The organism is Salinirussus salinus (genome assembly GCF_009831455.1).
Lineage (GTDB): Archaea > Halobacteriota > Halobacteria > Halobacteriales > Haloarculaceae > Salinirussus > Salinirussus salinus.
Map to the genome: position 1 here is coordinate 127,193 of NZ_WOWO01000001.1, position 23,461 is coordinate 150,653.

Annotated in this window: 24 protein-coding genes and 1 tRNA gene; 12 read left to right on the plus strand and 13 right to left on the minus strand. The window is 67.5% G+C overall.

Annotated elements, in window-relative coordinates:
• Positions 1-2: 2 nt before the first annotated feature.
• From GN153_RS00585 to GN153_RS00600, 4 genes are read right to left on the minus strand one after another with little or no spacing between them, the layout of a single operon-like run.
• Entirely contained in the window at positions 3-1,955 is a 1,953-nt protein-coding gene (locus GN153_RS00585) for a hypothetical protein (protein WP_159898733.1), read from the minus strand.
• Positions 1,948-2,442 carry a hypothetical protein gene (locus tag GN153_RS00590; RefSeq protein ID WP_159898735.1) on the minus strand — a complete coding sequence of 165 codons (495 nt, stop codon included), beginning with the start codon at positions 2,440-2,442 and terminating at the stop codon, positions 1,948-1,950. Before GN153_RS00590 ends, GN153_RS00585 begins: the two co-directional genes overlap by 8 nt.
• Positions 2,443-2,446: 4 nt before the next feature.
• Positions 2,447-3,043: an archaellin/type IV pilin N-terminal domain-containing protein gene (locus GN153_RS00595; RefSeq protein ID WP_159898737.1), complete on the minus strand. Its 597-nt coding sequence runs from the start codon at positions 3,041-3,043 to the stop codon at positions 2,447-2,449.
• Between the two features lie 3 nt (positions 3,044-3,046).
• Positions 3,047-3,613 (minus strand): archaellin/type IV pilin N-terminal domain-containing protein, encoded by a 567-nt coding sequence (locus GN153_RS00600; protein WP_201287777.1) that lies wholly within the window; start codon positions 3,611-3,613, stop codon positions 3,047-3,049.
• A 190-nt stretch (positions 3,614-3,803) separates the two neighbouring features.
• Here GN153_RS00600 and GN153_RS00605 point away from each other — a divergent pair, with 190 nt between their 5' ends.
• The 8 genes from GN153_RS00605 to GN153_RS00640 all read left to right on the plus strand — a co-directional run bounded on the left by GN153_RS00605 (position 3,804) and on the right by GN153_RS00640 (position 11,630).
• The gene (locus GN153_RS00605; RefSeq protein ID WP_159898739.1) at positions 3,804-4,778 is read left to right on the plus strand and encodes a FlaD/FlaE family flagellar protein; all 975 of its coding nucleotides are present in this window, start codon (positions 3,804-3,806) and stop codon (positions 4,776-4,778) included.
• Positions 4,778-5,221, plus strand: a complete 444-nt coding sequence (locus GN153_RS00610; RefSeq protein WP_159898741.1) for a fla cluster protein FlaF — start codon at positions 4,778-4,780, stop codon at positions 5,219-5,221. Before GN153_RS00605 ends, GN153_RS00610 begins: the two co-directional genes overlap by 1 nt.
• Positions 5,222-5,674 (plus strand): CARDB domain-containing protein, encoded by a 453-nt coding sequence (locus GN153_RS00615; RefSeq protein ID WP_159898743.1) that lies wholly within the window; start codon positions 5,222-5,224, stop codon positions 5,672-5,674.
• Positions 5,671-6,381, plus strand: a complete 711-nt coding sequence (locus GN153_RS00620; RefSeq protein ID WP_159898745.1) for an ATPase — start codon at positions 5,671-5,673, stop codon at positions 6,379-6,381. The genes GN153_RS00615 and GN153_RS00620 overlap by 4 nt, the downstream gene beginning before the upstream one ends.
• Positions 6,378-8,054, plus strand: a complete 1,677-nt coding sequence (locus GN153_RS00625) for a type II/IV secretion system ATPase subunit (protein WP_159898747.1) — start codon at positions 6,378-6,380, stop codon at positions 8,052-8,054. Before GN153_RS00620 ends, GN153_RS00625 begins: the two co-directional genes overlap by 4 nt.
• The gene (gene flaJ / locus GN153_RS00630; protein ID WP_236544723.1) at positions 8,054-9,793 is read left to right on the plus strand and encodes an archaellar assembly protein FlaJ; all 1,740 of its coding nucleotides are present in this window, start codon (positions 8,054-8,056) and stop codon (positions 9,791-9,793) included. Before GN153_RS00625 ends, flaJ begins: the two co-directional genes overlap by 1 nt.
• Positions 9,794-9,854: 61 nt before the next feature.
• Entirely contained in the window at positions 9,855-10,295 is a 441-nt protein-coding gene (locus GN153_RS00635) for a FlaD/FlaE family flagellar protein (protein ID WP_159898749.1), read from the plus strand.
• 141 nt (positions 10,296-10,436) lie between these two features.
• On the plus strand, positions 10,437-11,630 hold the full coding sequence (locus GN153_RS00640; protein ID WP_159898751.1) for a type I restriction enzyme HsdR N-terminal domain-containing protein: 1,194 nt from the start codon (positions 10,437-10,439) through the stop codon (positions 11,628-11,630).
• A gap of 270 nt (positions 11,631-11,900) precedes the next feature.
• On the opposite strand, the gene GN153_RS00645 is transcribed toward GN153_RS00640, so the two are convergent.
• The 7 genes from GN153_RS00645 to GN153_RS00675 all read right to left on the minus strand — a co-directional run bounded on the left by GN153_RS00645 (position 11,901) and on the right by GN153_RS00675 (position 16,015).
• Positions 11,901-11,972, minus strand: a tRNA-Ala gene (locus GN153_RS00645).
• A 31-nt stretch (positions 11,973-12,003) separates the two neighbouring features.
• On the minus strand, positions 12,004-12,312 hold the full coding sequence (gene rpsJ / locus GN153_RS00650) for a 30S ribosomal protein S10 (protein ID WP_159898753.1): 309 nt from the start codon (positions 12,310-12,312) through the stop codon (positions 12,004-12,006).
• A 1-nt stretch (position 12,313) separates the two neighbouring features.
• Positions 12,314-13,582 (minus strand): translation elongation factor EF-1 subunit alpha, encoded by a 1,269-nt coding sequence (tuf, locus tag GN153_RS00655; RefSeq protein ID WP_159898755.1) that lies wholly within the window; start codon positions 13,580-13,582, stop codon positions 12,314-12,316.
• A 173-nt stretch (positions 13,583-13,755) separates the two neighbouring features.
• On the minus strand, positions 13,756-14,700 hold the full coding sequence (locus GN153_RS00660; protein WP_159898757.1) for a homoserine dehydrogenase: 945 nt from the start codon (positions 14,698-14,700) through the stop codon (positions 13,756-13,758).
• Entirely contained in the window at positions 14,697-15,227 is a 531-nt protein-coding gene (locus GN153_RS00665) for an amino acid-binding protein (RefSeq protein ID WP_159898759.1), read from the minus strand. The genes GN153_RS00660 and GN153_RS00665 overlap by 4 nt, the downstream gene beginning before the upstream one ends.
• A gap of 117 nt (positions 15,228-15,344) precedes the next feature.
• A complete protein-coding gene (locus tag GN153_RS00670) occupies positions 15,345-15,563 on the minus strand; it encodes a hypothetical protein (protein WP_159898761.1) in 219 nt (72 codons plus the stop codon).
• Between the two features lie 77 nt (positions 15,564-15,640).
• Positions 15,641-16,015 carry a DUF5518 domain-containing protein gene (locus GN153_RS00675; RefSeq protein WP_159898763.1) on the minus strand — a complete coding sequence of 125 codons (375 nt, stop codon included), beginning with the start codon at positions 16,013-16,015 and terminating at the stop codon, positions 15,641-15,643.
• Positions 16,016-16,190: 175 nt separating this feature from the next.
• Here GN153_RS00675 and GN153_RS00680 point away from each other — a divergent pair, with 175 nt between their 5' ends.
• Positions 16,191-16,358: a hypothetical protein gene (locus GN153_RS00680; protein WP_159898765.1), complete on the plus strand. Its 168-nt coding sequence runs from the start codon at positions 16,191-16,193 to the stop codon at positions 16,356-16,358.
• 121 nt (positions 16,359-16,479) lie between these two features.
• Here GN153_RS00680 and GN153_RS00685 read toward each other — a convergent pair whose 3' ends face one another.
• Positions 16,480-17,289 (minus strand): CPBP family intramembrane glutamic endopeptidase, encoded by an 810-nt coding sequence (locus GN153_RS00685; protein ID WP_159898767.1) that lies wholly within the window; start codon positions 17,287-17,289, stop codon positions 16,480-16,482.
• 196 nt (positions 17,290-17,485) lie between these two features.
• Here GN153_RS00685 and GN153_RS00690 point away from each other — a divergent pair, with 196 nt between their 5' ends.
• Entirely contained in the window at positions 17,486-18,358 is an 873-nt protein-coding gene (locus GN153_RS00690; RefSeq protein WP_201287778.1) for a CPBP family intramembrane glutamic endopeptidase, read from the plus strand.
• A gap of 305 nt (positions 18,359-18,663) precedes the next feature.
• Here GN153_RS00690 and GN153_RS00695 read toward each other — a convergent pair whose 3' ends face one another.
• A complete protein-coding gene (locus tag GN153_RS00695) occupies positions 18,664-20,853 on the minus strand; it encodes an elongation factor EF-2 (protein ID WP_159898769.1) in 2,190 nt (729 codons plus the stop codon).
• A 217-nt stretch (positions 20,854-21,070) separates the two neighbouring features.
• On the opposite strand from GN153_RS00695, the gene GN153_RS00700 reads away from it, so the two are divergent.
• A complete protein-coding gene (locus tag GN153_RS00700) occupies positions 21,071-21,985 on the plus strand; it encodes a spondin domain-containing protein (protein ID WP_159898771.1) in 915 nt (304 codons plus the stop codon).
• Positions 21,986-23,458, plus strand: coding sequence for a molybdopterin-dependent oxidoreductase (locus GN153_RS00705; RefSeq protein WP_159898773.1), 1,473 nt, complete (start codon positions 21,986-21,988; stop codon positions 23,456-23,458).
• Positions 23,459-23,461: the final 3 nt, after the last annotated feature.

The window sequence follows — 23,461 nt, forward strand, 5'->3', positions numbered from 1 at the left end:
TGTTACGGAAGGACTGGGATTGCACGTTCGACGAGCCGCGCGACCGGAAGGAGATACTGCCGGTCGGCGGCGAAGTACTCGAGTCCGGTAAAGCCCAGAAACAGCGCCATCCCCGCCGCCGCCAGCCCGAGCACCAGGGCGCCGATCCGGTCGTCGTCCGGACAGACGACGAGCCAGAGGACCAGCCCCGTTGCGACTGCGAGGTTCACCAGTGCGTGGGTCTGCATCAGGGTTCCGACGGCCGGCTCGACCGCCGCGAACGCGACGACCCAGACGGCACCGCCGGCTCCCGCCGCGAGCAGCGACGTCGTCGTGACCTGCCGCGGGGCGCTTTGCACCACCCGACGGACCGGCGTCAAGCGGAACACGCCGTAGGCGAGCAGCGGGACGGTCGGGACGAGATACCGGACGGTGACCGTCGAGTGAAGCGGGAGCCGCGGGAGGTGGGGCAGCGCGAACAGGATGACGAAGGCGAGCGCGAACAGGTCGGTCGCCCGGCGTGGGTCGCTGGTGTCCGGCAGTTTCGCCACGAGGTGCTCCGGAGACCGTCGCAGCCAGACGACCGGAGCCGCCAGAAGACCAGCCAGGAGCGGCGCGGACTCGAGCAGCGCCAGGTCGATCGTCTCGCCGCCGGTCTCGGCGTAATCGACCCCAGGGATCCGTCCGCTCCGGAAGACGACGTGGTAGAGGCGCTCCGGCGACAGCGCGGCTACCCCCTGCTCGACTCTGGCCGCCGCCCGGAACGAGAGGTCCACTCCGGTGGTGGCCGTACTGGTCAACAACGAGGCGGCGACGTCCAGGGGGCTCCCCGACGACCCGCCCTCCGACCTCGAGGCGGTCGACGGCGACTGCCCCCCGGCGGTCGCGCCTGCCGGGTCCGCCCGGGTCGCCGCAGTACCACCCGGACCGGCGGCACCGGGGTGGCTCCCGGCCAGCCCGGGGTCGAGTGCCAGTGGGTCGCCGGCGGCGTACGCGGTGAGCAGCCGGGGCGGCACCAACGGGTTCCCGGCGACAGCAGCGTTGGTCAGCAGGAACGGGACCAGCGATACTGCCAGCGCGGCAGCCGCGGGCGCGAGCGCACGCAGGTCGTTTCGCGGGCTCGTCGCCAGGTCGACCGGGACGAGCGCGACGAGCAACAGGAACCCCTCGGGGGCGCTGATCCACGCCGCGAGCCCCACCGGCAGGTACGCCGCGGCCCGGTCGCGGACCCGACCGGTGTAGCGGCTCCGGGCGAAGAGATAGGCCGTGAGGACGACCAGAAACGCGGTGATGACGTGTCGTTTCGGGATCGTCGCCCAGAAGCCGATGGGTCCGAGCAGAAGCGTCCCGACCCCGGCGGCGACGCCGGTCCGGCGGTCGTACAGCAGGCTGACCAGGAGATACGAACCCGCGACGAGGCCCGCGGCGGCGAGCACGGTCACCGTCTGAAGCGCCACGAGCGGGAACAGTCGCGGCGCGAGCGCGGTGGCGAAGGCGACGTTGGCGACGAACGCGAGGGTGCCGACGACGATGCCGGCGGTGCGGAGCCGCGGCCGCCCGAAGTGGGTTGCGAGCCGACCGCCGAGGCCGGCGAGACAGAGGCTCCAGGCCCCGGCGAGCAGGAGCCGCGGCGCCGCGACCGTCGAGACGGCCTCCAGCAGGTAGAGGACGGGCAGCGCCGCGACCACCTGGCCGTAGTTGCGGCCGTAGAGCTGTCCGCCGGCGACGTAGACGCCGGGCGTCGCGGCGTCCGCGGGGCCGAAGTACACCTGCGTGAACGCCAGCGACCCGTCGGCGAGGTTGGCGAGCGCGTTCGCGACCGCCACCGTGTCAACGATGAACACGTCGACCCGCCAGGAGGCGCCGAAGAGGACGAGCGCGGCGAGAACCAGCGTCGCCGCGGGCGAGTCGGCCGCACGGCCCAGCGGCTCGCGGAGGCGGCGGCCCCGCAGCCACCCGCGGGAGGCGTCAGGCATCGCTCGTCACCTCGAGCGTCCCGTTGTGGAGGGTGTAGGTTCGCCCGTCGACGGCCGCGGTGACCCGCAGCGTCGCGGTCGGGGTGGAACCGAATGCGTCGGTGTCGGGCGCGTCGACGGTGAGTGGTTCGGCGACTGTTCGCGTTTCGCCGGCCGGGACGACGACGGTCCGGTTCGTGGACCGGTTGCCGACCTGCAGCCGGTATCGAAGCGCGACGGGGTCGGTCCCCGCAGCGACGGTGACGGCCGTCGGCCCCGTCGAGACGGTGCCGTCGGCGGCCGTCGCGGCCCCGGGCGTCTCGTCGACGGCGTAGGAGAACCGCTCGGAGACGCCCAAGTCGCTAGTCTCGGCGAAGCCGTCGAAGACCGGTTCCTCGGCGCGCGAATCGCGCGGAAGGTCGACCGCGGACACCGCCGGACCGAACGCGACTGCCGTGAGGACCACGGCCGCCGCGAGCGCGACCGTCGGTGTGCGGTCGGTGGTCATTTGCTTAGACCGGGACGTACTTTCCGGTGAGGACGTCCGGGACGTTCACGCCGTAGACCGTCGACGCACCGGACTGGTCGACGATCTTGAGGTCGACGTCCGAGCCTGCCGAGAGGTCGGTCGATCCTTCGACAGCATCGGCGTCGATAGTAATCTTCGCACGGTCAGCGCTGTTTGCAAGCACGTTACTTGCACTTATTTCTCCCGAATCGTCGACTACGCTGGTGACTGAGAATTTATCACTCGCTAAACTCCCTTGTTCAAGTGATTTGACCGCTGAACCACTATTGTATTGGATCGTTGTCGAGCTGAGGTCAATCGGGTCAGAGCCGGCTGACTTCTTTATTACCAGTTCGATCTCATCGATCTTGTTGTTATCGCTGGTGTCAATGCCAGTCGCCGAAACAACTTCGACCTGGTTGGAGACTTCTGCCTGTGCGTCTGCGCCGGTATCGGACGCCCGGGACTCGAGTTGCCCGGACGTGTCGATCAGGACCCCGGCCGCAACCGCCGCGACCAGCACCAGCGCGATGAAGATGATCAACGTGCCGATGCCGACCTGCCCGCGGCTCTCGGTATCGGTCGCCAAGTACTCTTTCATACTTTACACACCGACATACGTTTGCGAACTGATCACGTCCGGAACATTAACGCCGTAGACGGTCGACGCACCGGACTGGTCAACGATCTTGAGCTCTGCCGATTCGCCTCCGTTGAGCGTGTCATCGACATCACCACTGCTGCCAACCTCGATCGTGACCGCCTCACGGTCTCCAGTGCTCGAGAGAACTGGGCCATCGTCGTCACCAGTGTCGAGATTCGAAACGTCTATTGTTTTTGACGCTTCGTCACTGGTGTACTGGATAGTGGCCGAATCGAGATCGATCGGGTCTGCCCCTGCTGACTTCTTGAGGACCAGTGTGATCTGTTGAACCTTACTACTATCAGTTTCAGCAGTCGCCGAGACGACCTCAACTTGGTTCGAAACCTCTGCCTGTGCGTCTGCGCCAGTATCGGACGCCCGGGACTCGAGTTGCCCGGACGTGTCGATCAGGACCCCGGCCGCAACCGCCGCGACCAGCACCAGCGCGATGAAGATGATCAACGTGCCGATGCCGACCTGCCCGCGGCCGGAGTCGTCGGGTGTTGGTATGTTCATTTCGTCTATCACACCTGTTTGCTGGGGTGTGCCCACCGGGACGAACGAACCACACCCACTTAGACCGGCGAACGGTTTCAGGGGCCGACTCGGGACTCGAATCGAGTCTCGAATCGCGGCTCGAATCGTACCTTGAGGCCGTCCGCCGGACTAAGAGGGACGCTCCGTTATCGCCGTCAAGGACCGCCACACACGAGCAACAATGTTTGATAGACTGTTCGGACGGAACGACGGTGACGAGGAGGACCGAGCCGACCAGAGACGGGACGGCGGACAGCCTCCGGGTGACCCCGCCGCACCCGGCCAGCCGGGACAGCCGGGGCAGCCCGGCGACCTGATGGCCGGCGACGGCGACAGCGAGGGCGCGGACGACGGGCCGGACGTCGGCGAACTCGACGTGCGCCTTGGCGAACTCGAGGAGGACGTCGACTCGCTCGAGTCCTCCCTGCGCGCAGTCCGGAGCTCGCAGGAGGAGTTCGCCGACAGCATCGAGGAGATGGACGACAGGGTGCGCCGGCTGGTCGGCATCTACGACCGTCTCAACGCGGCCGAGAACCCGTTCGTCGACGACCCCGACGCCCGCGCGCGAGAGACGAATCAGCAGGGTGGGGCTGACGCCGCGGGCGGGTCCGGTGGGGCTGGCCCGGGAGGGCCGACCACACCAGCCGGAACCGACCACGTCGGCGAGGAGGGGTCGGTCGTCAGCTTCGACGACCTCGAGGGGGGAGACCACGGCGACGGCGACGGCGACGGTGATCTCGGCCGGAGCCACGAGGACTCCTCCAGCGACGGCGAGCACCCTCCCGGGGGGGCGTCTGACGGCGCAGGCGCGGACGGTGACGGCGCGCACGCGCCGGTGAGTGAGGCGGTGAGTGACCCCGACACGCGGCCGGTTCTGGAGTCGGTTCCGGACAGCTACGCGGGCGAGATGCTCGTGATGGAGTGGCTGTCGGTGCTGATGGAGGGGTCTGGCCCCGCGGACGCGCTGCGCGCGGTCGGGCACTACGAGGACGCGGGGTGGATCTCCCGGGAGGTCAGAGACCATCTCGTCGACGTGATCGGCGGACCGACACTCGACGTGCACGTCGACCCGACCCAGTCCCATGAGTCGACGGCCGACGAACACGCAATCTCGTACCGCTATCTGAGTGTCCTGGCTCAGCTCGACGACGTCTGATGGGCTTCAGCGTGAGTGGGGCCGTGGCTGTGGTGTTCGTCGGCTTGCTGGTCAGCGCCGCGACCCTCTACCCGGCCGTCGACCGGGCGAGCGAGCGACGCGCCGACGCGGTCGACGCGCGCAACGAGCGCGCCCTCGAGCGCCAGAATACGGCGATCAGCCTGGTCAATGCCACGTACAACACGAGCCGGGAGACGCTCACCGTGACCGTCAGGAACACCGGCGCCTCGACGCTCGACGTTCGGGCGGTAGACCTGCTGGTCGACGGGACGTACGCGACACCCGCGGCGGCCAACCGCACCGTCGAGGGAGACGCGGCGACCGACGTCTGGGAACCGGGCGAGACGCTGACGCTCACGCGGAGCGAGCCGGACGCGCCCGAACGGGTGCTCGTCGCCTCCGGACTGGGGGTCGCCGTCACCGGGACCGTGGAGGTGGTCTGAGTGGCCAGCACCTCCGTCTCGACGCTCGTCATCTTCATCGCCGCAGTGAGCATCGCGGCCGCCGTCTCGGGCGTGATGGTCACGACTGTTGGCGACATCGCGAACTCGGTGGACGAGCGCGGCGGCGACGTCGCCGCTGACATCGACACCGACATCGAGATCATCAGCGACCCCGGCAGCGGTGCGGTGTACGACGACAGCCAGGAGGAGGTGACGGTGCTCGTCAAAAACACCGGGAGACGGACGGTACAGGCCCGGTCGTCGGCGGTCGAAGTGCTCGTCGACGGACGGTACGTCCCCCCCTCAGCGTACGACGTCACTGTCCTCGACAGCGATGCGTGGCACACCGGAACGGTCGCCAGGGTCGTGGTAAACGAGTCGGTGACAGCCGGAGACCACCGCGTCACCGTCGTGGTGGATAGCGAACGCGAGACCCTCAGGTTCCGAACATGAACCACCTCTCGCTGGGCCTGGAGAAACGCGACCGGGTCAACAACGCCTTCGGTGGCGGACTCCCCGAGGGGAGTCTCGTCCTCGTCGAGGGCGGGACCGGGGCCGGGAAGTCCGTACTCGCTTCCCGGGTCGTCTACGGGCTCTGCGAGGAGGGAACGACCGTCGGAGCGGTGTCGACGGCACTGTCGGTCGGGGAGTACGTCAGGCAGATGCACTCGCTGTCCTACGGCGTCGTCGACCACCTCCTCGAGGACCGCCTGCGGTACTTCCGTGCGCGGGTCGACGGCGACCAGCGGTTACTGGACCGGTTTCTGCGCCCGAGCCCGCTGTGGGACCGGGCGGCTGTTGTCGCCGACGGGTTCGGAACGCTCTGCCGGAACGACCCGGGGCTGGGGCCGGTGCTCGGCACCGACGACGCGGACCTGGCGATGGAGCGGGTCGTCTCCCGGCTCGAACCGGCGCTCGCGGCGGATACGGTCGTGGTGTTGACCGTCGACCCCGCCACGGTGGGTGACCGTGCGCTGGGACCGCTCCGGTCGGCCGCCGACGTGCTCCTGGAAATACAAACCGAGGTCGTCGGGCAGTCGGTCCGGCGGAGTGCGGTTGTCCGCCGGTTCGCCGGCATGAAAAGTCCCGTCGACGACACGATCAGCTTCTCCGTCCAGCAGGGTCGGGGGCTTGTCATCGAGTCGAGGACCGTCGCATGAGAGCGAACACCCGTCTCACGGAGCCGCTACGCGCCGTCATGGACGACCACGACCACGTCGCTGCCCACCTCCAGTCGTTCCATGAACGGACCGGGACCTACCCCGTGTACGCCGAGGAGCCGACAGACGAGCACGCCACGGGAAAGCCGAACCTCCTCTACCCGGCTGAACCACCGGTGTACGTCCACGTCCACGGCGAGCCCGGCAGCGACACCACCTACTACTGCCTCGAGCCGTCGCTGTCCCCCCGCGAGGAACGGCTCTACGGCCGGCTCCGGGAGGAGGTGCTCGACCGCTCGGTCTCCAAGCCCGTCCCCGGCGAGAGTGAGGATTTCGACACCCACATCGACGACCTCGTCGACGCCGTCCTGACCGTCGACGGCGACGGGAGTTCGGTTCTGGGTCGGGTGCGGGAGGCGGTCACGGGTGGTCAGTTCACCGTCGACCGGCGGACCTACGACCGGCTCCGGTACGTCCTCAAGCGGGACATCGTCGGGCTCGGGCCACTGGAGCCAGTGATGGCCGACTCGATGAACGAGGACATCCACGTCATCGGGCCCCACGCCTGCTACGTCGACCACGGAGTGTTCGGGATGGTCGAGACGACGGTCGACTTCGGCGACACCGAGCAGTTCGACAGCTGGATCCGGAACATGGGCGAGCGGATGGACCATCCGGTGTCGGATTCGGACCCGATCATCGACTCGACGCTCCCGAACGGCTCCCGGATCAACATCATCTACTCCGACGACGTGAGCATCAAGGGGCCCTCACTGACGATCCGCCAGGGGGAGGAGGTCCCGCTGTCGATATTCCAGATCACGAAGTGGGGGACTCTGTCGCCGGAACTCGCGGCGTATCTCTGGCTGTGTATGGAGAACGAACAGACGGTGTTCGTGGTCGGCGAGACGGCCTCTGGGAAGACCACGACGCTCAACTCGATGTTCTCGTTCATCCCGCGGGACCACAAGATCTACACCGCCGAGGACACCGCCGAGGTGATGCCCCCCCACGACAACTGGCAACAGCTCCTCACCCGCGAGGGCAGCGGCGGTGACGACTCCGCGGTCGACATGTTCGACCTGGTCGCTGCGGCGCTGCGGTCGCGTCCGGAGTACATCGTCGTCGGCGAGGTACGCGGCGCCGAGGCACAGATGGCGTTCCAGGCGGCACAGACCGGCCACCCGGTGTTGCTCACCTTCCACGCCAGCGACATCGTCTCCATGATCCAGCGGTTCACCTCCAACCCGATCAACGTCCCCGAGACGTTCATGGACAACTGCGACGTCGCGCTGTTCCAGAACCGGGTCAAGCAGGACGACGACATCCTCAGACGGGTAACGAGCGTCCAGGAGATCGAGGGCTACTCCGAACAGGAGGGTGGCGTCGTGACCCGCGAATCGTTCACCTGGGACCCCCGCGACGACGAGGTCGTGTTCAAAGGCCGGAACAACAGTCACGTCCTCGAGAACCAGATCGCGACCCTGCTGGGCTATGAGGATACCCGTGAGATCTACGACGAACTCGACCGTCGTGCGGAGATCATCCGCCGGCTGATCGACGCGGACGTCGTGGGGTACCACGAGGTCAACGAGGCCATCGAGACCTTCCAGCGCGACGGGGTCGAAGCCCTCCCCATCGACATCCAGGGGCTCGCGGAGGTGAGTCGGTAGTGGCGACCCGTCGTGACTCGGCCCCGGACGCCGACCCGGGGGGCGTGGCTGGCCAACTGCGCCGGCTCTTCCGGTCGGTCGCCGATGCGTACCGGTTCATGGAGATGCCGGCCGAACGCTACGCACTCCTCGTGCTCCTGCCGGGGCTCGCGGTCCCGGTCGTGACGTTTCTCGGCCTCGTGGTCACGACACCGCCGCTGTTCGTCGCCATCCCGCTCGGACTGTTGAGCCTCATCCCGCCGGTGGTCGCGGCCATCTATCCGAAGATCGCTGCCGACCGGCGCCGCCGCGAGGTCCGGGAGCAGTTTCATCTCCTGTTGACACACATCACCGTGCTCTCGACGACGAACATCGACCGCGTGGAGATCTTCCGGACGCTGGCTCGGGTCGAGGAGTACGGCGTACTCGCCGAAGAGATGGGACGGGTCACAGCCCTCGTCGACACGTGGAACCAGTCGCTGGACGACGCCTGCCGGCGCCGGTCGAGACGCGTCTCCTCCGAGCTGCTCTCGGACTTTCTCGAACGGTTGGCCTACACCGTCGGCGCTGGACAGGCGTTGGACGAGTTCCTGATCGACGAACAGGAGTCGATCATCCAGGAGTTCGTCATCCGGTACGAGTCGGCGCTGTCGAAGCTGGACGTGATGAAAGAGCTGTACCTCTCGATGATGCTGTCGACGACGTTCATCCTGGTGTTCGCCACAGTGTTGCCGCTGTTGCTCGGGACCCCACCAACGCTGTTGATGGGCGGTGTCATCGCGATGTTCGGAGTGGTCCAGGTCGGCTTTCTGGTGTTGATCCACACGACTGCTCCCAGCGACCCGCTGTGGATCGAGGCCGGCAGCGAACACTCCCCCGCCTACCGGGTATGGCCGGCAGTCATCGCCGGCGCCGCCCTCACCGTGGTGGCGACGGTCGTGGTGGCAGCCGTCGGCCTCGGGTACACGCCGCTCGCGCGAGACGTGCTCCCGTTGCCGGTGTATCTCGCCATCCCGACCACGCCGATGCTCATTCCGGGGCTTGCGATGCGACGCGAGGGACGGAAGGTTACCGACCGCGACCGGGAGTTTCCCGCGTTCATTCGCGCACTCGGCAGTGTCGAATCGGTCAAACAGACCTCAACCGCGAACGTCCTCGAGTCACTCCGACACAAGGATTTCGGCTCGCTGACCGACAACGTCGACAACCTCTACAAGCGGCTCCGGACACGGATCGATGTCGAGGGGTCCTGGCAGCTCTTTGCCGCCGAGACCGGGTCGTATCTCATCCACAAGTTCGGGGATATGTACGTCGTCGGGCGGCGGATGGGCGGTGACCCACGGCAGCTCGGGGGGATCATATCCGCAAACATCAATGAGGTTCTGCGGGTGCGCGAGCAACGCCAGCAGGCGACGCGGACGTTCATCGGCGTCGTCTACGGAGTTACCGCCGCCGCGCTGTTCTCCGCGTTCATCGGGCTGGAGATCGCCGAACAGATGCTCTCGATCGCCGACGGACTCGGCGGACAGAACGGCGACCTGATCGGGTCGCTGTTCTCGACCGGCAACTACGACATCGCGCTCATGGAGTTTCTGCTGCTCGTGGTCGTGCTCCTGAACGCCGTGCTTTCTGCGCTGATGATCCGTGTGATCGACCGCGGACACTTCGTGAGCGCGCTGACTCACTTCGTATTCCTGACGTGGACCGGCGCGCTCGTGGCCACCGCGACACAGGTGGTAGCCGGCGGCCTCCTGGCATGAGCCCGACTCACCGTTCGATTCGAGACCGACGTTTTAGCCCGGGGAACACCACGCTGGGTACATGGGAGACGCCGACCACACGCGGCCGTACCTCGACGGCCCGGTCGACACCGACCGGGCGGAGACGCTCATCCAGTGGGCCAAGTACCTCGGGACGACGTTCGGGACCAGCGGCGCACTCTGTGCGCTCCGGTACTACGAACGGCTCGGCTGGCTCACTCCGGCGGCCAGAGTCGAGGTCGAGCAGCAGCTCCAGGGGCTCTCGATCGAGGAGATCCACTCGAAGAAATACGACGAGCCGGGCCATCTCACTGGACCGCTCGCGTCGCTATCCGGAACACCGTTCGGCGCACACGCCAAGTCACTGGAATTCATCGCGAATCTCGCCGGCGCGGACCTTGAGGGCGACATCCTCCGGACCGAGCTGGCAAAGAACCGGGCCGGGGTCGACCTCCCGGACCCGTCCAGTGGGGGAGCGACTCCAGTCCCATCCGGGGAGTGAGACGCGCACCCGACCTCCGCGACCGCCGGGAGCACCGTGAGGTGCCGGTGGATCGACGAGCACAGCTAACCGGGCGAAGACCGGTAACGATCCGCCTGGCTTGCACCATATTAAAAGGGACTCGCTACGGACGGCCTGGCAATGGACCGGGAGGAAATCGACGAGTACGTCCAGCGGTGCCAGCAACTCATCGAGTCGTCACCGCAGATGGACGAGGAGAACACGAAGGTCAAACTCATCCAGCCGTTTCTCGAACTTCTCGGGTGGGACCTCTACTCGACGGAGGTCGCACTCGAATACACGATCCCGATGGCCTCGGGGAGCACTCACGTCGATTACGCCCTGCTCGTCGGGGACTCCCCGGTGGTGTTCGTGGAGGCAAAGCCGGTCCGGTCGACACTCACCGACGACGAGGTCCGGCAGTTACGCAGCTACATGCGACAGGAACTGGACGTCGACTGGGGAATCCTGACCAACGGGAAATCCTTCGAGGTGCTGACGAAGAACCGCCGCGGGAACGGCGGCGAGGAGGTCTCGGTCGTCCAGTTCGACCTCGACGACCTCGCCGAGAATCCGGAGGTGCTGGAACTGCTCACGAAGGAGTCGATCCGCTCGGGGAAATCCGACGAAGTGGCGGAGCAGGTCGCCCAGACGAACCGCGCGATCCGGCATCTGGAGAACCACGAGGATAGTGTGACCGAATCCGTCGCCGAGGCGGTGGAAAACGAAGTCAACGGACTCACCATCGACATCGAGGAGCAGTCTCGGGAGTTCGTTCAGAATCTCGTCTCGGTGCTCCGCGAACAGCGACACTTCGTTAGCGAGGAATCGCCCAGCGACCCCGATGGACGGAGCGAGAGAACGAAAGAAGCAGCCAGTGATGTTCCCGACGAAACCGACCCGCTCGAAAACCGAGTAGCGGGCAAAATAGCGCGGAAAGACATAGAGGGCGACCCCGATGCGCGCGTTGCGGTGTTTCCGACGAAAGAATCCGGGCTCCCGTTTCTCAAAGAAAACGAGGCGTGGGGATTCGTCCGGGTTGGGAGCGACTTCGATTATGTTGCGATGTACGTTACCGGGAATGTTCGAGAGGTGAAATATTTCGCCACGGTCCGGGACGTCGTCGATCCCGCGGACGCTGAGTTGGTGCGCGAGCCTTCCGGCTACAAGGACGGGGCAAAAATCGAAGAAGGAAAGCAGGTGGTCCGGTTCCAGCCGGGTTCGCTCTACGAACTCGAAGACCCGGTCCCGTTCGAATCGAAATATCCGCAGGGACTACGGTATACGACTCTCGGTGACCTGCGAACCGCAGAGACGACCGACGACATGCTTTGACTGAGGGGCCAATTTGAAGCGGCCGTCGCGAGCATCCGCGCGAGCGCAGCGAGCGCGGTTCACTCGCCGCGAACGGAGTGAGCGGCGAGGTCGTTTTTCCCCACGTTTTTACGAGGAGTGGTTCCGCAGCGAGCCGAAGGCTCGCGAGGAAACCCGACGAAGTAAAAAGTGGGATGGACTCGCGGGGGTCTCGCGAGCGAGCGAAGCGAGCGAGTGAGACCACGCGAGGGAATGAACCACTGACCGAGCGCAGCGAGGGAAGGAAGTGAATGGACTCGCGGGGATTTGAACCCCGGGCCTCTTCCTTGCGAAGGAAGCGATCTGCCACTGATCTACGAGCCCGCGAAAGCCCCTGCGCGGGGCGAGGCGGTCCTCAGTCCTCGAGGACGATCTCGATGCTGACGTCGTTTGGCACCTGGATGCGCATCAGCTGGCGCAGCGCGCGTTCGTCGGCGTCAATGTCGATCAGCCGCTTGTGGACGCGCATCTCCCAGTGCTCCCAGGTGGCGGTCCCCTCGCCGTCGGGCGATTTCCGGGTGGGGACCTCCAGGGTCTTGGTCGGGAGCGGCACCGGGCCCGACAGCTTCACACCCGTCTTGTCCGCGATGTCGCGGACGTCGGCGCAGATGTCGTCGAGGTCGTCGGGGCTGGTGCCCGCCAGCCGGACGCGTGCCTGCTGCATCTTATCGCTCGTTGACGCTGCGGACCTTGCCCGCCGCGATGGTCTGACCCATGTCGCGGATGGCGAAGCTCCCCAGTTCGGGGATCTCGTCGGCCGGCTCGATGCTGAGCGGCTTCTGTGGCCGCACCGTCACGATGGCGGCGTCACCCGACTGGATGAAGTCGGGGTTCTCCTCGCCGGCGCCCTCGCCCGCCGGGTCCATCTTCTGGTCGATGGACTCGATGGTACAGGCGACCTGGGCGGTGTGGGCGTGGAAGACCGGGGTGTAGCCCGCGGTGATCACCGAGGGGTGCTGCATCACGACGATCTGGGCCTGGAACGTCTCGGCGACCGACGGCGGGTCGTCGGCGGGGCCACAGACGTCGCCGCGGCGGATGTCGTCCTGGCCGATGCCGCGGACGTTGAAGCCGACGTTGTCGCCGGGCTCGGCCCGGGGGATCTCCTCGTGGTGCATCTCGATGGTCTTGACCTCCCCGCCAACGTCCGAGGGCTGGAAGGAGACGTTGTCGCCGGTCTCCATGACGCCGGTCTCGACGCGGCCGACGGGGACGGTCCCGATGCCCGAGATGGTGTAGACGTCCTGGATCGGGAGCCGCAGCGGCGCGTCCGTCGGCGGCTCCGGCTCGGGCAGGCCGTTCAGCGCCTCGAGCAGGATCTTGCCGTCGTACCAGCCGAGGTTGTCCGACCGCTCGGCGACGTTGTCACCCTCGAACGCCGAGACGGGGATGAAGCTGGCGTCGTCGGCGTTGAACTGGACCTGCTGGAGCAGCTCCTCGACCTCGGCGACGACCTGGTCGTAGGTGTTCTGCTCGTAGTCGACCAGGTCCATCTTGTTGACCGCGACGATGAGCTCGCCGATGCCCAGCGTCCGGGCGAGGAAGACGTGCTCCTGTGTCTGGGGCTGGACGCCGTCGTCGGCAGCCACGACGAGCACGGCGTTGTCGGCCTGGCTCGCGCCCGTGATCATGTTCTTCACGAAGTCACGGTGGCCGGGACAGTCGACGATGGTGAAGTTGTACTCGTCGGTGTCGAACTCCTGGTGGGCGATGTCGATGGTGACACCCCGCTCCCGCTCCTCAGCGAGGTTGTCCATGACGTAGGCGAACTCGAAGCCGCCCTTGCCTTTCTCCTCTGCCTCTTCCTTGTACTGTTCGATCACGTGCTCCGGTACCGACCCCGTCTCGTAGAGGAGTCGGCCGACGAGCGTGCTCTTTCCGTGGTCAACGTGGCCGATGATGGCCAGGTTCTGGTGCGCTTGGTCTTCACTCATGATATCTCACGCGCAGGGGCGCTCTGTCGGGTTTGTAGCGCGGTTGTTCATAAAACCATTTCGATACGGGGTACAGGCCGTCCTTCTGCCGTCCGGTGATTTGGGAGCCCGTGACACGCCGACGGCGACCGGATGCCGGACGCGCTCCACGGACCCGGTGGCCCCGCGCCGTGTCACTCCGACAGCCGGCCGATGTCCGCGAGCACCGCCGTCGCCGTCTCCGGGCCGCCGGCTCCCCGACCGGAGATATCGAGCAGGCCGGCATGTTCGGTCTCGAGTTCGACGATGTTGCGGGTCCCCGTCACGGCCAGCGCGCCGTGTTCGGGGATCAGCCGGGGTCCGACCCGGATCGCCCCGTCCTGGACCTCGCCGATCAGCCGGATCGTCCGGCCGTCCTCGGCGGCGAGTTCGAGCGCGCTGCCCGGCAGGTCGCGGATCCCCTCGACGGCCGCGTCCGAGAGCGTGTACTCCCGGTCGTAGAGGACGTTCGCCAGGATCACACACTTGAGAGCGGCGTCGGTCCCCTCGACGTCGAAGGAGGGGTCGGCCTCCGCCACGCCCAGGTCCTGGGCCTCCGCGAGGACGTGCTCGTAGTCCAGTCCCTCGGCGGCCATCCGCGAGAGGACGAAGTTGGCGGTCCCGTTGAGCACGCCCCGGGCGGCCTCGATGTGCTCGGCCCCGAAGTCGGCGATGGTCGAGAGGACGGGCATCGCGCCCCCCACCGTCGCCTCCAGGTACACCTCGCCGGCGCTTTCCCGTTCCAGTTCCCGGACCTCGCCGTAGCGCTCGGCGACGGGCCCCTTGTTCGCGAGTACGACGTGACGGTCCCGCTCCAGGGCCGTCTTCACGTTGCCGAAGCCGGGCTCGGCGTCGCCGAGCGTCGTCGGCGTCGCCTCCACGAGGACGTCATAGGCACCTGCCAGCGCGTCCGCGACGGAGGCAGTGCCGACGGTCCCCTCCGCGTCCTTGCGCTCCAGGGCGCCATCCACGTCGATCCCATCAGGGTCGACGACGGCGCCACCGGAGTCCGCGAGCGCGGTGACGGTGTGGCCGTACTCCCCGGCCAGCTCCGCGACCGAAGAGCCGACCGCCCCCGCACCGACGACTGCGAGTCTCACGCGGTCTCACCCGCCGTCAGCGGCTCGATGACCCGCAAGTCCTTGTCGTCGGCGACCGCACGGATCGTCTCCAGGGCCGACTCCGCCCCACCGGCGTTGGTCGATAGCCTGACCCGGGCGCTCGAGATCCCCTCGTCGCCCTCCGGCGCCGACAGCGAGAGGTCGTCGACGTTCGCGCCCGTCGCGCTCTGGATCCGCTCTAGGGTGTTCGAGAGGTCGGTGTTGACGAGGTGGCCGACGAGCACGACCGTCAGCTCCTCGGTGTACTGCTCGGCGCCCGCCTGGATGACGTTGATCCCCTCATCGCGGAGCGCGTCGACGATGCCGTCGAACTGCTCGGGGGTGGCCTCCATGTCCACCTCGACGGGGATGTGCCCGCGGGGCGTGACGTTGCCCCGCTCGTGGAAGATCGACAGGAGGTTCCCGCCGTGCTCGGCGATGGGCGACAGCGCCCGGAGGAGTTCGCCGGGCCGGTCGACCAGCTCCAGCCGGACGGTGTAGGACCTGACCTCCGTCGAGTCGCTCATCCGCTGGTCACCTCTCGGCGGCTCATTGGCCACCCTCGGGTGGCCTCGTATAAGAATCCCGCCGTTCGAGAGCGGGAGCCGGCCGGTCGCCCCCGGCCGGGGCGCCAGCTCCGGCGGTCAGGGAAGATACCGGTCGTAGACGTCGTCGATCATCTCGTTGTACCGGTCGCCGTCGGGGCTCCCCCAGGGGTTGCGCGAGAAGTAGAACGTCGCCGCGAGGAAGGCCCCGACGGAGATGGCCAGGTACGCCTGCATCACCGCGCTGAAGGCGAAGGTCGAGACGCCGGCGATCAGCCCGCCCACGACCACGTCCGCGACCTGGTGAACGAGGGACATACCGGGCCTACCCGCCGCTCGCACCTAAGTGCCGCGCTCGCTTCGCTCGCGGGCCAGGCCCTGGCGACCAGCGCGACTCAGCGACCCACGTCGGTTTCGGTAGCGAGATAGACGCCGAGATACCCGCCGAGCGCGCTCAGTCCGATGACCCAGACGAGCGCAAACACCACCCCGAACAGAAACACGACGACGAACCCACCGGGCACGCCCATACCACCCCCCATCATGGACCCCGTGAACAGGAACCCGCCAAACACGAAAAACAACAGGAGAAACGGCAGGATCGCGATAGCGCCGGAGAGCGCACCGACGCGGACGCCGTCGGTACGGTCCCCCCGCTGGAGGTAGCCGGCGACCATCCCACCCAGAACCGGGGAGAAGCCGGTGAACGTCAGGACGACCGTCACGACTGCACCGATCACTGCGTTCACAACCGTGTCTCCCTCGCTCATCTGTCCTGGCTCTCTCACAAGCCGGTATAATAATCCACGACCTACCCGGGTGACTCGGCCGGCGCCCCGCCGCTGCCGGGGTGGGTACGCGGTACCGACGCGCTCGCAGCGGCCGCGAGTGCTTGTGTATAACTTCGACAATATTATACACAAGCGTGGGCTACCGTGGGATACGATGCTCCTCCAGATGTTCGGGGTCAATCCGCTCGGCGGCCTGGTGATAGCACTCGTGGTCCCCGTCGTGGCGATCGCCTTCGGGACGTACGTGGGCGTGCTCATGGCGCTACAGTCGTTTTTCGGCGAGTCGTCGTGGCAAGACGTCTCGACCTCCGACGCGGAGTGAGACGGTCTTCACCGTCCGATGCGGCGCAGTCGGTCGTACAGCCGTGGCTGGTCGCAGAGACGCGTCCGGGCCGGCCCCACCTATCTCGTCGACCACCGACGGTCACTCGGACGACAGTGCCCTACGTAGGGTGCGGTGCGAGGTCGCTCGGCCCGTAGGCCACCACCAGCAGCGAGGCGACCCCGAGAAGCGTCGCGACGAGGAGTCCCAGTCCCAGCGCGGAGGTCGCTCCTGCGACCCCGCCGACCGGGTAGTAGTTCAGGACGGCGTTCCCACCGGCGTGCAACAGGACCGCCGGGACGACACTCCCTCCCACGGCGTTCGTCAGCCACGTCAGTACGACCGACATCGCCAGTATCTGGGAGAGATACAGCACCAGGGACATCTGGCTCTGGACGGTCCCCGGCAGGACGAACAGCGGGAGGTGCCAGCCCGCCCAGACGACCCCGACCACGAGCGCGGCGACGAGAGCGCTGTACCGCCGCTGGAGCTGTGGCAGGAGATACCCCCGCCAGCCCGGCTCCTCGAGACCGCCACCGAACAGGAGGATAAACCCCAGAAAGAGCGGATATTCGTAGGACCCGGGGAGGGCTTCGAGCGTCAACCCTCCGTCGAAGACGACGGTGTGGACCGCTCCGGCCACGAGAATAACGGCGACCGGCAGGGCCAGAGCAGCGGCGTAATATCGGACGGGGACCTGAATGCGGAAGATGGCCGCGAGCCACGACCGGACCTGCCGGCGTGAACGATACGTCAGCGCCACACCGACGAGGAACGGCCCCAGGCCGCCGAGCACGAAGAGGACAGTCCCGAGGGCTGACGGTCCGGCCGGGAGCATTCCCCACAGCCCCCAACTCGTCCACGAAACGGCGTACGTGAGACAGGTGTAGACCGCGAGCGAGCGCAGGGGGGATCCCCCGTCGCGACCCATACTCGCCGGTACGACGCAGCGTCTGTTCAATCTACCGACGAATAGGCGCGCTGGTCGTCGTATCTCCACCTCGTCCTCACGCCCGCTACGCACACGGTGAGGATCCGGAGCGCACGGTCGTCGCGGCGCGAAATAAGTAACATATATTATACACAATTCACCAACATTATCTCTCCGGATCCTGCATACCTCCCCTATGGACGAAAGCCGCCTCTCCTGGGTCGACGCGCATCCGGTGGCGTCGTTCGCCATCGGTGCGTACGTCTACACGTGGGTGGTCTCATCCCCCGCCTTTTTTATGGAAGAGAGCTGGACCCCCTGGCTTCTCATCTATCTCGGCAGCTTTGGCCCGCCGATAAGTGCCGCTGTCGTCACCTGGCTGCAGGGTGAAAGCGTCCGCGCCTGGGCCCGTCAGATCGGCCGATGGCGCGTCGGTTGGCCCTGGTGGCTCGCCGCCTTCGGCGTTCCAGTCGCCATCGTCGTCGTCACGACCGGTCTCCTGGTGGTTATCGGGGGCCCGGTCGACCTGGCCCAGCTCTCGGCATCGCCTGTCCTGGTCGCTGTCATCTTCGTCTTCGGCCTCACGGTGAGCGGCGGTTTGAACGAGGAGCCGGGGTGGCGGGGGTTCGCCCAGCCGTATCTGAACGACCGGTACGGTGCGCTGACGGCGAGTCTGATCGTTGGAGTCGTCTGGGCGGGCTGGCACCTCCCGTACTTTTTCATCCCGATCACCCCCCACTCGAGCTTCACTCCGGTCAACCAGGCCGGCTGGTTTCTGGGGATCCTGCTCCTCTCGGTCATTCTGGCATGGGCCTACAACAACACCGGCAGCGTGCTGGTCGTGATGGTTCTCCATGCGATGGTCAACACCGCTGATGTCCTGTTGCCACTCGCCCCGGACCAGCTTGTCAGAGACGGTTTCATCGTCGAAAGCGCCGTCGCGACGGTGACGGTGACCCAGCTGACAGTGCAGGCGGCCGTCGTCGTTGCCGTCGTCGCGTACTTCGGCCGCCGCTCGCTCGCACGCCGCGAGATACCGGGCAGTGCCTACGTCCGGGGCGGGGACTGACCGAGCCCCGGGTCCGGCTCGCGCGACCCGTTCGAGACCTGTCGAGTAACCTCTCTGTATCCAGCACACCACCTCCGTCGGCGATCAAGAACGCACTGGGCCCGGCAGACACAGGGGTCGCGGTCCAGCATCCGCGCGCCGCAGGCGCGCGGTTCGCCGTCAGAGCGCAGCTCTGACGAGCCCTCGTTCGGTCCCCTCACGAGGACACCGCTCGCGCCCGGCGGGCGCGAGCGGCCTTTTTCGCCCACGTTTTTGCGCCGAGTGGTTCGCCTCCGGCGAACCCGAGGCGGAAAAAGGTGGTGGGTCTAGAGGTAGTCGACGGTCTGGGGCAGCTCCAGCTTCATCCCCTTGCGCTCGCGGATCTCCATGATCGTCTCGCGCTGGAGGTTGTCGGCCATCACCTGGAAGCCGGCGTTCTCGGTGTTCCAGGAGGCCCGCCCCTCCGTCGCCGAGCGGATGTCACTGGAGAAGCCGATCATCTCTTCGACCGGAGCCACGCCTTCGACGACCATCAGGTCGCCCTCCTGGTACATGTCGTCGACGCGGCCCCTGCGTCCCTGGATCTCGCCGGAGGCCGCACCCATGTGCTCGTTGGGCACGTCGATGCGGACCTCCTGGATGGGCTCGAGCAGGCGGATCTCCGAGTCGATGAGCGCGTTGTGCAGCGCCTCCCTGACCGCGGGAATGACCTGTGCGGGGCCGCGGTGGATGGCGTCCTCGTGCAGGCGGGCGTCGTGCAGGCGGATGAGCGCGCCCTCGACGGGCTCGGCCGCCAGCGGGCCGTCGTTCAGTGCCTCCTCGAAGCCCTCCAGCACCAGCTCCATCGTCTCGTTGAGGTGCTGGATCCCCTTCGTGTCGTCGATGATGATGTTGGCGCCGTGGACGTGCTCGACCTCCTGGGAGGTTTCCTTGTCCAGCCCGGCGTCCTGTAGGGCCTCCCGGCGCTCGAGTTCGGGCATGTCCATCGTCGCCTCGCCCAGCTTGAGCGCGTCAATGACCGACTGCTCGAGGGGCTCGACGGTCAGGTAGAAGCGGTTGTGCCGGTTCGGGGAGATCCCCTCGACCTCGCGGCTGGACCCCTGGGGAGCCTCACGGAAGACGACGATCGGTTCGCCGGTCGTGACCGGGATCCCCTGGTTGCGCTCGATGCGCTGGGTGATGACCTCGAGGTGGAGTTCGCCCTGTCCCGAGATGAGGTGCTCGCCGGTGTCCTCGTTGATCTCCACCTGGATGGTGGGGTCCTCCTTGGCGACCTGCTGGAGGGTCTCGATGAGCTTGGGCAGGTCGTCCATGTTCCGGGCCTCGACGCTTTTGGTGATGACGGGCTCGGAGAGGTGTTCGATGGACTCGAAGGGGGTCATCTCCACGCTGGAGACGGTGGAGCCCGCGATGGCGTCGTCAAGCCCCGTGACGGCGGCGACGTTCCCGGCGGGGACGCGGTCGACCTCCTCGCGTTCCCCGCCCATGAAGATGCCGACGCTCTGGAGGCGGTTGGTGCCGACGGTGCCGGAGACGTACAGCTCCTGGCCCTTCTCGAGGGTGCCCGAGAAGACCCGGCCGGTGGCGATCTCGCCGGCGTGGGGGTCCATCCCGATGTCGGTGACCATGAAGACGACCTCGCCGTCCTCGTCGACCAGCTCCATCTGCTCGGCGATCTCGGAGTCAGCGTCCCCGCGCCAGATCCGGGGGATCCGGCGGGGCTGGGCGTCCACGGGGTTGGGGAAGTGCTCACAGACCATGTCGAGCACGACGTCGGCCAGCGGCGTCCGCTCGTGGAGTTCCTGGCGCTTGTCGGCCTGCTCGAGGTCGATGATGTCCCCGAAGTCCATCCCGGTGCGCTGCATGGAGGGCATGGAGACGCCCCACTTGTACAGCGCCGACCCGAAGCCGACGGTCCCCTCCTCGACGGAGACCGTCCAGTCCTCGTTGATATCCTCCATCTCCTCGGTCATTCCCCGGATCAGCTCGTTGACGTCCCGGATGACGCCGGTGAGCCGCTCCTGCATCTCGGCGGGGCCCTCCTGGAGCTCCGAAATGAGGCGGTCGACCTTGTTGATGAACAGGGCGGGCTTGACCCCCTCACGCAGCGCCTGCCGCAGGACGGTCTCGGTCTGGGGCATCGCCCCCTCGACGGCGTCCACCACCACGAGCGCGCCGTCGACGGCGCGCATCGCCCGGGTGACGTCCCCGCCGAAGTCGACGTGACCCGGCGTGTCGATGAGGTTGATGAGGTGGTTGGTCTCCTCGTACTCGTGGGTCATCGAGACGTTCGCGGCGTCGATCGTGATGCCCCGCTCCTGTTCGTCCTCCTCGGTGTCCATCGCGAGCTGCTCGCCCGCGGTGTCCTCGGAGATCATCCCCGCACCGGCCAGCAGGTTGTCGGTCAGGGTTGTCTTCCCGTGGTCGACGTGGGCGGCGATGGCGATGTTCCGGATGTTCTCCGGCCGGTCCATCAGCGCCTCACACTCCTGGACGATCTTCTTGCGTCGGCCCATTCTTACCCCGATTACCGGCAGGAGGGTCAAAAGGGTAGTGTTTCGACCGGCGGCTGTGTCCGCGTGACACGGCCGAGGGACCCGGCACGGCCGAACCCGGGGCCAAATCCGAACGAATTCTAGAGAGTGTTTGGCCCGACCCCGGAGACATCTTGCCCCGACTCCGAAGACATGTTGAAAAATTTACTTTCAACAGTCCTCCCTCGGTCCGGCCGTGATGTCAGACGACACGACGCGGCGACGGTTCCTCGCGGTGGCGGGAAGCACGACTGCGCTCGCCCTGGCCGGCTGTGCCGGCGGGGGCGACGACGGGGACGGCGGGGACGGTGGCGGAACCGAGTCCATGGACGACGGGATGACCGAAACCGATTCCATGGACGGTGGGATGACCGAGACGGACGAGGGGATGATGCGCGGGCCGACGACGGTGACCGTCCGGATCGAGAACGTCGCCCCGACGGACTTCTACGGCGCCGAGACGTCGACGGGCGGCGCGATATGGGTCACCCCGGGCGCGTACGCGGTCCACACCGGCGAGAATCCCATCTTCACCGAGGGGGAGGAAGCCTCGGTCGGGCTCGAAGCGCTGGCGGAGGCCGGCCCGCCGACCGGCTTCATGAACGAGCCGGGGCTGGTCGACGAACTCCAGGACATGGCGGGCTCGATGGGCGTCGACGCCGCGGGAGCCTACACGCCCGAGAACACGGTCGCGGACCCTAACGACCCGATGGGAGAGGTACCCGGCGCACCCCCGATCGCCCCGGGTGGGGCCTTCGAGTTCGATGTCGAGGCCGAACCCGGCCAGCGGCTCTCCTTCGCTTCGATGTTCGTCCCCTCGAACGACCTCTTCTTCGCGCCCGGCGCGGAGGGGATCGAGCTGTGGCCCGAGGGCGGCGAGCCGGTGGCGGGTGACGTGACCGACAGCGTCGGGCTGTGGGACGCCGGCACCGAGCCCAACGGGCAGCCGGGCCGGGACCCCGACCAGGCGCCCGCCCAGGACAGCCCCGACCAGGGCGCCGACGAGGGCGGCGTCGTCCGGCCCGTCGACGGCGTCATGGACGGCTACGACTACCCCGCGGTGAGTGACGCCATCCGGGTGACCCTGACGCCGGGCGGGTCGATGGACGGGTAGATGGTCGACATCCCCTCCCGGTACGAGCTGGGGGCCGCGGGCCTGACGGGCGCGGCCGGCGTCGCCGGCTCCTTCGCCGTCGCGGGCTACACCCGGTCGTTCGTCGCCGCGCCCATCGACGCCGCCGTCGTCACGGCCACGCCGGGGCCGGTCGTGGCGTTCATGATCGAGAACGTGGGCGCGGAGGCCCACCTGCTGCACATCGGGCTGGCGCTCGCGATTGCGGTCGGGCTGTTCGGCGCGGCCGCACTCGGCGGGGTCCGGGTCGCCGAACGTCTCGACAGCCGGCTCGCCGGCGGCCTGCTGGCCGGGCTGGCGGCCTGGGCGCTCGCGGCACTGCTCACGCGAGCCCCCGCCCTCGCACTCGGGGCCGCCGTTCCCGTCGCTGTCGGAGCAGCGGCGGGCCCCCGGCGCACTCCGCCCGAACTCGACGCCTCCCGCCGGCGCGCGCTCGGGAGCGTCGCGGGCGCCGTCGCCTTCCTGGGGGCCGCGACCGGCGTCGGCGTTCTCCGCTCGGGTACCGACCCGCTCGGTGCGGCCCCCGGAGCGGACGGTGCAGAGGTCCGACTGCAGGAAGCCGAGGAGCGGTCGCTGTCCGTCGAGAGCGACGAGCTCCCGGGGCTGGTCAGCGAGATCGGGAATTTCTACAACGTCGACATCGCGGAGTTCGAGCCCGAACTCCCGGCCGAGGAGTGGTCGCTGACTGTCACCGGCGAGACCGAACGGGGGCTGACCGTCGACTTCGCGGACCTGCTGGAGCGGCCGGTCGAACACCGCTTCGTGACGCTGCGGTGTGTCGGCGAGGACCTCAACGGCCGCAAACTCGACACCGCAGTCTGGACCGGGACGCCCATCGCGCCGCTGCTCGACGCGGTCGACCCCGAGGGGGAGTGTGGCTGTGTCGTCCTGCGGGGCGAGGACGGCTACTTCGTGGAGTACCCCATCGAGGTCCTCCGGGACGGCTTTCTGGCCTGGGGGATGAACGGGAAGGAACTCCCCGCACAGCACGGCCACCCGGTCCGGATACTGGCCCCCGGTCACTGGGGGGAGACCAACGTCAAGTGGCTCACCGAGGTCGAGGTGCTCGACCGGGAGGTGGACGGCTACTGGGAGCAGCGGGGCTGGGAGGGGACCGGGCCGGTCAACACCGTCGCGAAGCTCTGGGAGGAGGGGGTCACCCAACTGGAGGACGGTCGGGTCGAGCTTGCCGGCCACGCCTACGCCGGGACCCGCGGGGTCGACGCCGTCGAGGTGTCGACCGACGGCGGCGACACCTGGGTCGAGGCGACCCTCTCCGACCCGCTGCCCGACGAGGACGTCTGGCGGCAGTGGCGCCACCGCTTCGTACCCGAGGGGAGCCACGACGTGGTCGTCCGGGCGGTCGACGGGACTGGAACCGTCCAGCCCGGCGAGCGCTCGGCGTCGTTCCCCTCCGGGGCCTCCGGGTGGGTCCGGCGGACGGTCGGTGTGTAGCGT

Coding starts and splice junctions, on each gene's coding strand:
- GN153_RS00585 (WP_159898733.1), bottom strand. CDS start 1,955: ATGCCTGACGCCTCCCGCGGGTGGCTGCGGGGCCGCCGCCTCCGCGAG.
- GN153_RS00590 (WP_159898735.1), bottom strand. CDS start 2,442: ATGACCACCGACCGCACACCGACGGTCGCGCTCGCGGCGGCCGTGGTC.
- GN153_RS00595 (WP_159898737.1), bottom strand. CDS start 3,043: ATGAAAGAGTACTTGGCGACCGATACCGAGAGCCGCGGGCAGGTCGGC.
- GN153_RS00605 (WP_159898739.1), top strand. CDS start 3,804: ATGTTTGATAGACTGTTCGGACGGAACGACGGTGACGAGGAGGACCGA.
- GN153_RS00610 (WP_159898741.1), top strand. CDS start 4,778: ATGGGCTTCAGCGTGAGTGGGGCCGTGGCTGTGGTGTTCGTCGGCTTG.
- GN153_RS00620 (WP_159898745.1), top strand. CDS start 5,671: ATGAACCACCTCTCGCTGGGCCTGGAGAAACGCGACCGGGTCAACAAC.
- GN153_RS00625 (WP_159898747.1), top strand. CDS start 6,378: ATGAGAGCGAACACCCGTCTCACGGAGCCGCTACGCGCCGTCATGGAC.
- GN153_RS00635 (WP_159898749.1), top strand. CDS start 9,855: ATGGGAGACGCCGACCACACGCGGCCGTACCTCGACGGCCCGGTCGAC.
- GN153_RS00640 (WP_159898751.1), top strand. CDS start 10,437: ATGGACCGGGAGGAAATCGACGAGTACGTCCAGCGGTGCCAGCAACTC.
- rpsJ (WP_159898753.1), bottom strand. CDS start 12,312: ATGCAGCAGGCACGCGTCCGGCTGGCGGGCACCAGCCCCGACGACCTC.
- tuf (WP_159898755.1), bottom strand. CDS start 13,582: ATGAGTGAAGACCAAGCGCACCAGAACCTGGCCATCATCGGCCACGTT.
- GN153_RS00665 (WP_159898759.1), bottom strand. CDS start 15,227: ATGAGCGACTCGACGGAGGTCAGGTCCTACACCGTCCGGCTGGAGCTG.
- GN153_RS00670 (WP_159898761.1), bottom strand. CDS start 15,563: ATGTCCCTCGTTCACCAGGTCGCGGACGTGGTCGTGGGCGGGCTGATC.
- GN153_RS00675 (WP_159898763.1), bottom strand. CDS start 16,015: ATGAGCGAGGGAGACACGGTTGTGAACGCAGTGATCGGTGCAGTCGTG.
- GN153_RS00680 (WP_159898765.1), top strand. CDS start 16,191: ATGCTCCTCCAGATGTTCGGGGTCAATCCGCTCGGCGGCCTGGTGATA.
- GN153_RS00685 (WP_159898767.1), bottom strand. CDS start 17,289: ATGGGTCGCGACGGGGGATCCCCCCTGCGCTCGCTCGCGGTCTACACC.
- GN153_RS00690 (WP_201287778.1), top strand. CDS start 17,486: ATGGACGAAAGCCGCCTCTCCTGGGTCGACGCGCATCCGGTGGCGTCG.
- GN153_RS00695 (WP_159898769.1), bottom strand. CDS start 20,853: ATGGGCCGACGCAAGAAGATCGTCCAGGAGTGTGAGGCGCTGATGGAC.
- GN153_RS00700 (WP_159898771.1), top strand. CDS start 21,071: ATGTCAGACGACACGACGCGGCGACGGTTCCTCGCGGTGGCGGGAAGC.
- GN153_RS00705 (WP_159898773.1), top strand. CDS start 21,986: ATGGTCGACATCCCCTCCCGGTACGAGCTGGGGGCCGCGGGCCTGACG.